12 protein-coding genes are annotated in these 12169 nt (G+C 35.9%); 9 read left to right on the top strand and 3 right to left on the bottom strand.

What is annotated here, in order from left to right:
* Window positions 1–327 precede the first annotated feature (327 nt).
* From AAAY30_RS10385 to AAAY30_RS10370, 4 genes are all read left to right on the top strand, one after another.
* Window positions 328–885 (top strand): DUF4854 domain-containing protein, encoded by a 558-nt coding sequence (locus tag AAAY30_RS10385; RefSeq protein ID WP_337782074.1) that lies wholly within the window; start codon window positions 328–330, stop codon window positions 883–885.
* Between the two features lie 102 nt (window positions 886–987).
* Entirely contained in the window at window positions 988–1485 is a 498-nt protein-coding gene (locus tag AAAY30_RS10380; protein ID WP_337782073.1) for a DUF4854 domain-containing protein, read from the top strand.
* A gap of 321 nt (window positions 1486–1806) precedes the next feature.
* Entirely contained in the window at window positions 1807–2301 is a 495-nt protein-coding gene (locus AAAY30_RS10375) for an RNA polymerase sigma factor (RefSeq protein WP_295025623.1), read from the top strand.
* Window positions 2294–3394, top strand: coding sequence for a hypothetical protein (locus AAAY30_RS10370; protein WP_337782072.1), 1101 nt, complete (start codon window positions 2294–2296; stop codon window positions 3392–3394). The genes AAAY30_RS10375 and AAAY30_RS10370 overlap by 8 nt, the downstream gene beginning before the upstream one ends.
* Before the next feature lie 178 nt (window positions 3395–3572).
* Here AAAY30_RS10370 and AAAY30_RS10365 read toward each other — a convergent pair whose 3' ends face one another.
* The 3 genes from AAAY30_RS10365 to AAAY30_RS10355 all read right to left on the bottom strand — a co-directional run bounded on the left by AAAY30_RS10365 (window position 3573) and on the right by AAAY30_RS10355 (window position 7228).
* Window positions 3573–4376 (bottom strand): DUF5640 domain-containing protein, encoded by an 804-nt coding sequence (locus tag AAAY30_RS10365; protein ID WP_337782071.1) that lies wholly within the window; start codon window positions 4374–4376, stop codon window positions 3573–3575.
* 112 nt (window positions 4377–4488) lie between these two features.
* Window positions 4489–5598 carry a hypothetical protein gene (locus tag AAAY30_RS10360; protein ID WP_337782070.1) on the bottom strand — a complete coding sequence of 370 codons (1110 nt, stop codon included), beginning with the start codon at window positions 5596–5598 and terminating at the stop codon, window positions 4489–4491.
* A gap of 253 nt (window positions 5599–5851) precedes the next feature.
* Complete coding sequence (locus AAAY30_RS10355) at window positions 5852–7228, bottom strand: MATE family efflux transporter (protein WP_337782069.1); 1377 nt, start codon at window positions 7226–7228, stop codon at window positions 5852–5854.
* Between the two features lie 128 nt (window positions 7229–7356).
* On the opposite strand from AAAY30_RS10355, the gene AAAY30_RS10350 reads away from it, so the two are divergent.
* From AAAY30_RS10350 to AAAY30_RS10330, 5 genes are all read left to right on the top strand, one after another.
* On the top strand, window positions 7357–7947 hold the full coding sequence (locus AAAY30_RS10350; RefSeq protein ID WP_337782068.1) for an LOG family protein: 591 nt from the start codon (window positions 7357–7359) through the stop codon (window positions 7945–7947).
* Complete coding sequence (locus tag AAAY30_RS10345; protein ID WP_022234144.1) at window positions 7940–8113, top strand: DUF6472 family protein; 174 nt, start codon at window positions 7940–7942, stop codon at window positions 8111–8113. Before AAAY30_RS10350 ends, AAAY30_RS10345 begins: the two co-directional genes overlap by 8 nt.
* 606 nt (window positions 8114–8719) lie before the next feature.
* Window positions 8720–8917: a hypothetical protein gene (locus tag AAAY30_RS10340; RefSeq protein WP_186935618.1), complete on the top strand. Its 198-nt coding sequence runs from the start codon at window positions 8720–8722 to the stop codon at window positions 8915–8917.
* Between the two features lie 124 nt (window positions 8918–9041).
* Window positions 9042–11171: a sigma-70 family RNA polymerase sigma factor family protein gene (locus AAAY30_RS10335; protein WP_337782067.1), complete on the top strand. Its 2130-nt coding sequence runs from the start codon at window positions 9042–9044 to the stop codon at window positions 11169–11171.
* Window positions 11172–11182: 11 nt separating this feature from the next.
* Window positions 11183–11590 (top strand): hypothetical protein, encoded by a 408-nt coding sequence (locus AAAY30_RS10330; protein WP_337782066.1) that lies wholly within the window; start codon window positions 11183–11185, stop codon window positions 11588–11590.
* The last annotated feature ends 579 nt before the right edge of the window (window positions 11591–12169 follow it).

Below are 12169 nucleotides of genomic sequence, written 5' to 3'. Positions count from 1 at the left end.
GCCTCGCTGTTTGCCGGCTTGAACACAACAGTGTTAGTAAAAAGTATTTGTGGGCTTTGCCAATACCTACAACCTTTGAAAATGTTGACCAAACTTTTATAATTGCTTGGCTAATACAATAAAATTTGTTTGTACATTATAATAGTATCAAAATTACATATCATTATTACCAATAAAAAATATACAATTTTGTATGATATAGTTATACTTTCAAAATATTGTTTATCAGTTTGTAAAATATGTATTTTTATTGCAATTATTTGGTTTTATATTATAATAATACAAAATATGTTGTTAATAAACGACAAAAAAGAGAGACTAAATTAAATGAAAAAATTTTTTGCGGTAGTTATTTGTGCTGTTATGATAGTATCTGCTACAGCATGTACAGGCAGTAACAAAGGCGATAATGTTGAAAGCAGTGCAGCAATTGTTAATAGTATAGTATCAAACGATGAGAGTTCGCAGGCAGAGTCTAACAAAGATGATTCTAAAATGTTTGCGAGTATTCAGGAATATCTTGAATATCCAAATACGAAAAAATCTATTGAAACTATGAAAAGCACCCTTTCAACAACTCTTTATGATTTTGATTGTTATGCTGACGGTGATGCACTCATATATGAATATAAGTTTACAAAGCAGATTTCCGATGATAAGCTTGAAAATGTGAAGAATATACTTGATGATACTTTTGAAGATATGGATTCTACTTTATCTGATCTTATGGAAGAACTTTTAGAGTATGTAGATATTGAAAATCCGATTATTTCTGTAAAGTATGTAAATAATGACGGTTCTGTAATCACAGAAAAATCATTTGATAAGTCAATTCTTGAGGAAACAACATCAGATGTTAATTCAAGCGATGAGAAATCGGTATAAGTAAAAAGTTGTCAGCTCACCACCTTTTATGGGTGGTGATTGTTGTTTTATATAGCTTTTTATGATAAAATGAAAATATTATAAAACAACAGGGAGGTTTTTATGAAACGATTTTTTGCAATATTCATTTGCATTGCTACAGCATTGATATTTGTTGCCTGCACAAATAATTCTGAAACAAAAAGCAGTAAAACCAAAACTACGCAAATATCCGCACAGAACAGCGGTGGTGAAAAAAGTTTTGCGAGCATAGAGGACTATATAAACGCAGAAGAAACCCAAAAGGCCATAGACAGTATGAAAAAATCATATGAGTGTATGTATGATTTTGATTGCTATGCGGAGGATAACAAATTTGTTTACGAGTACAAATATCTTGAAACTGTAGGTGATGAGGCATTGCCGCAGATAAAGAAAGCATTTGACGAAAAGTTTGAAGAAATGAAATCGACCGTAAAGCCGTTGATGGAGCAGCTTTTAGGCAATGTAAAGGAAGAAAATCCGATTGTGGTATTAAGGTTTTGTAACAGCGACGGTTCTGTAATATCGGAAAAAGAATATGATAAAACCGTTCTTGATGAAGCTGTATCCGAAAATTAAAAGCTGCAATATAACTAACAAATTTTATAATAATTTTTAATCATCACCTGTTAGGGGTGGTGATTATTTTTGTATGGAGTTTAATGGTCTGTTTGAATTTTGGAATAAAGTTAATAATTAGGGTTTAGCAGAGTATTTCGTAAAAATTATAAAAGTTTGGTCAACCTTTGAAAAGGCTTGACCTGAATTTTTAAATTATTCGCCTTAAACACTGTGTTAAACCATAATTTTCCCAACTTTCAATAAATTCCCATTAAAATAAAAATATTTTTGCAACCTTTTTATGATTAGAAAAGTGTTATATACAAAGGTGGTGAAATAATGAATGATTTAAACAACGATGATTTTGTTACAGATGTCGTAAATGAATATTCTGATACGATTTACAGGGTGGCTTTGAACATAACAAAAAACAGTGCTGACGCATTTGATGTGTGTCAGGAAGTTTTTATAAGATTAATTAAAAACAAACACAAAATAAAAGACCGCAGTCATCTGAAAGCATGGCTTTTGCGTGTTGCCGTAAATTGCGCCAAAAGCTGCAAAACATCGGCATATGTTCGCCATTGCGTACCGCTTGCCGAGGCAAGAGAACAGGGTGTGTCGGATAATACTTTTGATAAAGCAATTTTTCAATTCGTTATGCAATTGCCGCCAAAGTACTGCGTTGCGATTTATTTGTTTTATTATGAAGATTTAAAAATCAGTGAGATTTCAAAAATACTGAATGTAACACAATCAACGGTTAAATCAAGACTTGCAAGGGGCAGAAAACAACTTAGAGAAATTATTGAAAGGGAGCAATCATATGACTGATAAAAAAGATTTTAATGCGGAAGTATATAAAAATAATGTGAAAAATATTAAACTTAGCGAAAAGCAGAAAGCTGAATTGATAAAAGTAATGCGTAATACCGAAAAACAATATAAACAAAACAATGTATCTCACAAAGTTTTCAATTTGAAAACAGGAACAGCGGCAGCAATAGCCGCAGTGTTTGTATTTGTTGCAATATATGCAGGATTTTTTAAACCGAATACAGAGCGAATTTCTTCAAATAAAAATATTTTTACAATAACGGCAAACGCCGCCGAAATTGAGGACAAGTCTGAAATAGGTGTATTTTCGTCGGTCAACGGAAGTCAATATTTATTGAAAGATTTTAATAATGATGACACGATTTATCGAAACGCACAGGGAAAAACCGATTATTTTAATGATTTTGAACTTACAAACCTTAAAATCAGCGGAAAAAATATTGAGAGCGTGACATTTAATTCAAAACAAAAAGGAATTTATTTTCTTATAAATTCATATATAAACGATAATGAAAATACGGAAGATGCAGAAGACGGCAATAGTTATAATTATTATAACAGTATAGCCGAAATCGGAAGTATAGCCGAAATCGGAGATTTTTCAAATTACGGAAGTCTTGATAATTCACAATATACAAAAGCGGAATTTAAAGAACATTCGGACGGTTTATATGGGGAGTTTTGTGACGGATTTACATTTACGGTAAAAAACCCGAGTGAAAACGAACAGGAGATAAAACTTGATAAAGCGATAAATCTTATGGTTGAAACCGACAGAACAGACAGTGAAATTGACAATTGGGCAGACGAATATTACCGACTTGACAGTGAACTTTTAAGTATGAGAGTGAAAAATCGTATGAGTGATGACGGAGAAATTCAAGTTACAGATGAGGAAAATGCTCTTGAAACAAAGATGGAAAATATAAATAACAGCATACTTTCAAAAATTGTTGACGGGGCAGAGATTGATGTAAGCGTGCAGTTTACGGACGGAAGTGTTCAAAGCGAAAAAATCAGAATTTCTTACAATAACGGCAATTGCGGCGGGGAAGATAATTTCCCGAGTATTACTTTCAGATTGGTGTGAGTTTGGTTTAGCGAATAGTCAAACTAATAAATTTAAAAATTTAGGTCAAGCCTTTAAAAGGTTGACCAAGCTTTTATAATTGTTTGGCAGAAATTTTGATGCTTTTCAAAATCTGTATTTAATAAACATACAAAAAAGACCGCTATCATCAAAATAGCGGTCTTTAAATATTCGATTATCAATATGACTGTATTGCAGAGAGCATTTTTTCAGGTGTTATTTGTGTATATTTCATTCCGTCAAACACAAGGTCATTGCCGTCAAAGGTATAATCATATGTGTCTGTCTGCTCGCCGTCCATATCATAAACGGCTGTCACCTTATTGAGTTTTGTATTGTATGTGAAATATGTAAATGTTGTGCCGTAGGAGTTGCAGTACATTCTGCCGTCCTCGCCAAAGTAATAGTAAAGTCCTGTTCCGCTGTCCCATGCGCCTACAAGTTTTTCGTCTATCTGCGGATTTTCCGGTGCGCTTGGAACAAAGGTCGGATTATCCACCTTTTCAAGCACTGAATCTTCACCGTTATTTGTAATTGTAATTTTTTTGCCGTCCTCGGCAACTGTATATGAATACTCGCCGTTAATGCCGAACATAAGCTGACATTTAAAGGTTTCTTCGCCTGTACTTTCGTCAGTGCCGACCGAATATTTACCGCAATATCCCATATTTCCCACAATAATCGACGCTCCGCCTTTACCGTTAAACAAAAAAGTAAAACTTTCAAGTTTAGAGCCTGCGCCTTCCGCTATTCTCCAATATCCGGCAAATGGGTCTGCCGGATTTTCCAGCGGTGCATGCAGAGCATCAAGGCTGAAATTCACTCCTTCGGGTGTGGTTGTCTGTGCCTGTGTCGCTTGAGTTTCTGTCGGTGTACTGCTACTCGATTCGGCATTTGTGCCGTTTGAACAACCGGCCGCAGTTACGACAAGCATTGAACATACAAGTGTGGTTATAATCGACTTAGTAAAAATTTTTTTCATTGCAAAATTACTCCAAATTTAATTTTGAGGCGGTTTTTCCTCAACATATTAATTTTATTATTATCTGCTGTAAAAGTCAATATCGTTGCAATAATTTATACACACCGTTGTGTCAGCGGTATCTGATTTGTGCGGTTTTCTCCGAAAAGCCTCCGAGTTTTGTATAAACTTTTGCTTCAACATCAACGGGCACTTCATAAATAATAATGCATACGGCTTTTTCGTTATCTTCGCTGTTTTCTTTACTGCGGCAGTAAGTTATGTGGGGGCTTGTATATCTTTCGGAGTAGTACATATTTGTACATACCACGGTATCGTCTTTGTTGTCTAACTCTACCGCACATAAGTATAACGAATATTTTTTAAAAAATTCGTCGTTATATCTGTTGTCAACATTAATTACATCACCCATAGGCATAACTTTGCTGTATATCTCATTTAAATAGTTTAAGCTGTCATATGTATCTTTGGTACTGCGTATTCCCATTAATGTACCGGAAACAGTATCTGTAAGGTTTATTATTTCGTCTATTGCGTTGCCCTTTAAGTCGTCGGAGTACACATATTCGTCAATAGCGTCAGCATATACTGTGTTGATTGGGTCTTTATAATAAAAGTTACTTTCATCGTTTGTTTTGTCGCTATAACCCGAAGTTGATATATAAACATACCGTGGAGTAAATTCAAAACTTCTTAAACAAATGATATTGCACACCAAAAGCACTGTAATAGGCACAAGGCACATAGCAAGCCGTATAAATATATTGCAATTCAAATACTTTACCGCATATATAATGAAAGCGACGCTTAAAGCAATCAAAAACCACAGCAGTACGGGGACGCAAAAGCTGTATATAATAAATTCGCCGACTATCAGAACAGCCTCTGTAATGATTATTGCTTTCATATTAGTTATTGTGAGCGAGTGGTAAATATATCTGTATGCCGAAAAAATGCCTGCACCCAGAACAAGTATAAACAGTTCCATAAAAAAAGGCATAGCTTTTGCATACATTTCTTCTTGGAAAAATATTCTTGTTGCAAAGAGTATCGTATTTTCCGCAATTAACACGATAAACAGAAATAAAGCCGTGTTGTCCAAAACAGAGTGTTTTTTGTATTTTCTTTCTTTTTCTGCCTCTTTTTCTGCCTGTTGTTCCCGTAACTGAACGGCATCATCGTTTTCCGTGTTTTCTTCACCGTAAAATTTAAATTCGTTCATATTATTCCTATATTCCTTATTTTTGATATATTCAGAATTTTCTGCCTGTTTATTATAATAAGAAACAAAATTGTTTGTCAATGCTTTTTGTTTGGTTATCAGAATTTGCCTAAGAGTGGGTTTCGTTAAATAATAAGGTTTTGTTCTGAAAGTTTGGTCAACCTTTAATAAAAATCCAAAAAATCATACAAAAAGTCCTGCAAAGCATTAAAGCCTTACAGGACTGATTATAATATACAATTTTAAATAAAACTTATGCGGCGGAAGATACGATTCTTTTGCCTTTCCAAGTGCCTCTCTGCCAACGGATAAACACAATAATTCCTCTGAATATTTCATCGCACGCCATACCTATCCATACGCCTGCAAGTCCCATATTCATTACAATTCCGAGCACATACGCAAGCAGTACGCTTATGCCCCACATTGAGAAGATTGCAAGTATTGTCGGGAATTTTACATCGCCTGCGGCTTTCATGGAGTTAATGATTACAATGTTTGTTGTTCTGCCTATTTCAAGGAAAATCGAAATGAACATCATATTTGAAGCAAGCTCGACAACTGCCATATCGTCTGAAAATGCTTTGAAAGTATATCCCGATACAAGCCAGTTAATAACGGCAATGGAAATCGAAACTATCATACCGATTCTTAGCGTTTTCATAACTCTTTTATATGCAAAGTCGTAGTCGTTTGCGCCAACGCTGTGTCCTACAATTATCTGCGTTGCAATGGCAGCGGAATAAGCAAACATATATGTAAAAGTACACATCATATTTGCGTAAATTCGTGCGTTAATTGCGACCATTCCCATTGTGTTGATAAGTGCCTGCAGCACAAGCTGTGAAAAGTTATAGCTTATGTTTTCGCCTGCGGTCGGGATTCCGAGTTTTAACAATTCTTTAAGAATATTTATAGGGAACGGGCGGAGGTATTTAATACCGAGTCTGCCTTGAATAACCTTATAGAAGTAAATAATTGCGGCTACAAGCGCAAAAATACGGCTTAAGCATGTAGAAATCGCAACACCCTCTGTGCCAAGGTCAAGAAAAGAAAGCGGGCCGTAAAGGAAACAGTAGTTACCCACGATATTTACAATATTCATACCGAGGGATACAAACATTCCGAATCCCGTTTTGCCGTGGCTCATAAATATTGCTGAAAAAGCATTGAAGACCGCCTGTGTAAATATTGTACCGCCGACTATTTTCATATACATATTGGCGTCAGGTATCATTTCGGCAGGTACCTGCATAATAATAAGTAGGGGTTCGCTGAACAAAAATACAATAAGACTTATTACCACGCTTAGCGCAAGGTTAAATGAAATTGCAACCGTGTAGATTTTATTCATTTTTTCAAATTGCTTTGCGCCGAGGTATTGGCTTACAATAACGCCCGTTGCACTCGATATAATGTTGAACGCAAGGTTTAAAAATCCGAGAATAGAGTTTGCATTGCCTATTGCACCGACTGCAATGTCATTGTAGTTTGACAGCATAATAGTGTCAATGTAGCCGAGTGAAAGTCCGAGCAGTGACTGAAAAAATATCGGCAGTGCAAGACTGAATACCGTTCGTTTTAAGGGATCAACTTGTTTTTTCTTTAATTTGGCAGGCGACTCAGCCATAAAAAAACACTTCCTTTACAAGATGTATGTTGACTTTATATTTTAATATTGTATAATAAGGTCAGAAAATAAACCTTATATTGCTTATAATTGTTTTTAAGATTTTATATTATGAAAGGATAAATAAAATGAAAATTTGCGTATTCGGTGCTTCAAGCGAGCAGATAGAGAAAATTTATATAGATACCGCCGAAAGTCTGGGCAGAACGATTGCAAACCGTGGCGACGCCGTAATTTACGGCGCAGGAAAATACGGTGTAATGGGTGCGACCGCAAGGGGCGTAACCTCTGAAAAAGGTGAACTTATAGGTGTAGCGCCTGAATTTTTCAAGAAAGACAATGTTCTTTACGACAAGTGCACAGAACTTGTTTTTACGGACACAATGCGTGAGCGTAAAGGTGTAATGGAAGACCGTGCGGACGCTTTTGTAATTTGCGCAGGCGGTATCGGCACTTTTGAAGAATTTTTTGAAGTGCTTACTCTCAAGCAGCTTAGTCAGCACAGAAAGCCGATTGTTATGTACAATGTAAACGGATATTACGATTCACTCATAAATATGATGAAAAAGTCCGTATCAGAGGGCTTTATGAGTGACGATTGTCTTAAACTCTTTACCGTAGCAAATACCGAACAAGAGGTTTTTGAGCAGATAGACAACTATAAAGAATATACCTATGATAAGTACGGCTTTTTAAGGGAGGGTGACAACAATGGCTGATCGTTGTGACCAATGCACATATTTTGTGGAAGATGACGAGTACGGTGACTACTGTTCTTTGAGTCTTGATGAAGACGAAATGGAAAAGTTTTTGACAGGCAATACCGAACAATGCCATTATTTCAGGCTCTATGACGAGTACAAAATCGTGCAGAAACAAAATTAAATCTTCTTTATTCCAAAAATATAATGTGAATATAAAATTCACATTGATTAAAGATTTATAATATTTATTTAAAATCTCAGAAAAATTCAATTTTTGTCTTTTTTTATATTTTATCAAAAAAACTTCCTTTTTACAAGGAAGTTTTTTTGTTTTTATTGTCATTTATAAACAGATAGAATAATAAAAAGATATAATCCGTAAAAATATAAACTATTCAAAATACCGAACTTTTGCTGTTTTGTTAGTGCAACTATACAAAAGTTATTCTAATATTGATATTTCCGTTGAAATAGTGTGCCAAAAGTATTAAAATAATATAGTGGCTTATAGAAAAAATGTAGTAATGTTTACAAACAAACTGTTTTGTGAATGCGGAAAATTACAAGAGAGAGGGAGTGCGTGATGAGCTTTTTGGGTAAAGCTGTTGAGCGTATGATGGCCGAAAATATCTCCCGTCATAAGCGTAAACGCTTGATAATCTTTATAACTGTCATCACTTTGCTCTCTATGGTTACCACAACGGTTGCGTGATTCAGCGTAAATACTTTTGCCGGTGTAGATAACCTCAATTTAAGCATTTCAGTAAGCGCACAGCTGAAAGTAGGTATGGAAAACTACGGTACAGAAATCGACGGACTTGATTATGTTCTTGCCCGCAAAGTTTTCAGAAAGTTTGAGGCGCTTAATCTCTCTTATATAAGAGATGAAATTGACGGCTTGCTCGCTTATCTTGACGAGCTGTTCGGTGAAGAGAATATGAACGAATGTAAAGACTACTTAAAGATGCTCAAAAAGCTTGTATAATTTGCAAAATAAGGGCAAACTTTGTTTGCCCTTTAGCTGATTTATTGACATTGTTCATTTTTGCTGATAAACTATATATAATGGCTTTTGTTACGCTAAAATAAAATTATAAGGAGTGTCTAAAATGGTGGATTTTAGTAAGTATTACAGATCTTACAAATATATGCAGGATATGCTGAAATCGGATTTTACTCACAATTATATAGAAGAGGCTCTCAAAGACGGGGACGAGGGCAAAGATTCTATATTCGGCAAAACTAATGAAAAAGTAATTGATATGGATTGGGTTATCGCAATCGAAGAAACCCTGCCGTATATTCAAAAAGCAATTGACGAACAGTGCAGATTTATCAAACAGGCAGAAAATGTTGTTCGCATTAAAAAGGCAAAGAAAATTCTTACGGTTGAGCGTGAGGAGGGTTTTGCTATTTACGAAAATCGTGTGCTTTTGACACTTATTCACAAGGCGCTTATGTTTGTTGATGACAAATATTCAAAAATGAAAGATGTACCTAACGATTCTTACAATAATATAACAATGAACCGTCACCTTGAGCTTAATCAGCAAAAGCTTGATTTCAGCGTTAATTATGTAAACGAAGACCACGAATCACTTGCAGAAGACCTTGATGTAGAGGATATTGAGTCGCTTTCAGATTTTGACCGTATCCGCAGAATTCGTCAGGGACTTAACGAGTGTCTTGCAACTCCGCTTATGAAAGAGATTGCAAAAGAACCGCAGGTAAAACCGCCGCTCACACAGACTAACCTGCTCAAGGAAAACCCTAACTTTAAAAAGGCAGTAGAGTTGTGGAGCTTCCTTGATACATACAAAAAGCAGGGCTTTGAACTCGTAGGCGAAGAGTACAACGGTAAGATGACTGACGAGAACAAGGAAGATGTATATCTTGCTATGGAATTTCAGCATTTTATGATGTCGATTACCACTAACCCCGCACTTAGAAAAATGCTGCAGGAAAAGTACGAAGAAGAAAATGCCCTTGCCAAAGAAGAGGCTGACCGCCCCGAAAAGGTAAAGGAAATGGTACTTGATGCACAGACAGAGGCAGTGCGCAAAGAAGAAATTGAAAAACTTACTGCGGAGATTACGGAACTTAAGCAGAAAATCGCAGAGCAAAAGCAAAAGATTGAGGAGCAGGCAAACATTATAAAGACACAGGAGGGCAAAATCGCTGCTCTTGAAAACGAAAGAGAAAGTCACGCAAAGCAGGTAGAGCAGATGAATGCCGACTTTGCCGAAAAAACAAGAATTGCGGAAGAAAATTTTGCAAACCGACTTAGTGCAAAGCAGAAAGAATTTGACGACGCACAGACCGCTCACAACGAATATGTTACAAAGCTCAACACAGATAATGCAAATAAGATTGCCGAGTTAAATACTAACCACAGCAACGAGGTTGCACAGCTTAAGAGCGATTATGAAAACAGAATTGATACTATTAATAAAGAAAACGCAACCGCAACAGCTAATTTGAAATCCGATTACGAGGGACAGCTTACTTCCATGAAAGCGGATTACACCTCGCAGATTAAGAATTACGAAAAGCAGATTGCCGATATTAATGCGGAAAACGCTAAGAATGTAAAAGAACTTAACGATAACCATGCCAAAGAAATCAAGACCATTACCAAAGAATCCGAAAAGAGAATGGCTGATTTTGAAAAAGAAACTACCAAGAAGATGAACGATACTATAGCTGATGTTAAAAAGAAAGCTAAAGACGAAGTTCGTCAGGCTGAAAAAACAGCAAAAGAAAAAATTGCAGAGGCAAAGGGCGAAAATAAGCTCTTTAAGAAGAAAAAAGAGGTATTCGAGGCGGCTTATGCGGCAGGTTCGGTAGGACTTATGGCAATGCTTGCCGAAAAATACGCATCTGAGGGCAGAACAGACTTTGCCGACCACCTTGTATCGGCAACAGCGGCAATCAGAGCAATTATGATTGCGCCCACACCAAAGGGTATTACACTCACAATGTACACCCACGGTTCCGCAAAACTCTTAAAACTTTATGCAGGCGTTACAAGATACGATGTAGCTATCGGCGACACTGTTTCTTCATTCGGCGGTGTTGAGGGACAGCCTGTATTTATCAGCTTTGCAGGTGTTGGAAGTGAGGTTGCCGACGAGATTGCAGGTAAAATCAAAGAAACGGCTGATTGTAAGGTAACTGTTTCTCAAAACAGAAGAATACAGTCAACGGGAATTATCGGCATATATTTCTGCGGAGAATAAGCAGGTATGCTATGAATAAGTCGGCACAGCCCGACGAAGATGCCGATTGGTCGCAGGCAACTCCCGGTGTTGATTACCTTTGCTTTGACCTTTATATGAGAATGCAGAATCCGAGAAAAATTTACATTACCGAAACTTCAATTCTCACTCCGCTTGACAGTGTGCTCACCTGGGATAATGAAACCAATAAAAGCAGTAACCCGAGCACATACGGTAATTTTTCAAAGGATTGTATGATTGGCGCAACAAGATTTTCCGTAAACAGCGCCGACGGTACAGAAAATAAACTTAAGTGGATCCATAGTGACGGTTTCCTTTCGGATTTTTGTTGTGGTAACTTAATTCTACTACGAAATCGTTTCTATGGATATTCTTTTTTATTGTTTCATCTTCATTTAACAATATGCGAAAATTTTTAAGTCATCAAATTTAAGAGATGTGCTAATTGTTTTGTCTGATTGGATTTCAAAAAACGGTTGGGATGAAAGTGGATATAATTATAGTAGTTTAGGCAGACAAGCCCAAGCTGTTTATGATAATAACTATTTCAATAATCGCTGATAGTTCACTTATTTAAGATTTATTACACAAAAAGTAAAGTTACACTACTAATCAATTAAAACGCAAATTAAACGATTTTAAACGGTATTTAAAGGAGCTGTAAAAAACAGCCTAAATAAAAAAACGACTGCATTCTAACCGAAAGGTAGGAATGCAGTTATTTTTGTGATATAATTTACTATCAACGAAAAGCCATATCAACAAGGTACATAAAACTAAAAAGTTTTCTACATTAAAGGTGCTTGGTTTTGCTCCTTTTCGAGTTATGCCCAAATTTTAAATGTTTTTTAACATTTTTCATATTTTCATATCATATTTTTATACAATTTCAAGAATGCAAGCAAAAAAATCACCGAGGCTCACTTTTTCGTGAATCTCGGCTTTTTGATATGCTGCTTTTTACAGCACCTATCGTCAGATTGCATAAACGGAAAGTA

Origin of the sequence: Ruminococcoides bili (assembly GCF_040093295.1) — a bacterium.
Taxonomy (GTDB): domain Bacteria; phylum Bacillota; class Clostridia; order Oscillospirales; family Acutalibacteraceae; genus Ruminococcoides; species Ruminococcoides intestinale_A.
Note: the sequence above shows the minus strand (reverse complement) of the source record. Positions and strands in the feature narration are given on the sequence as shown.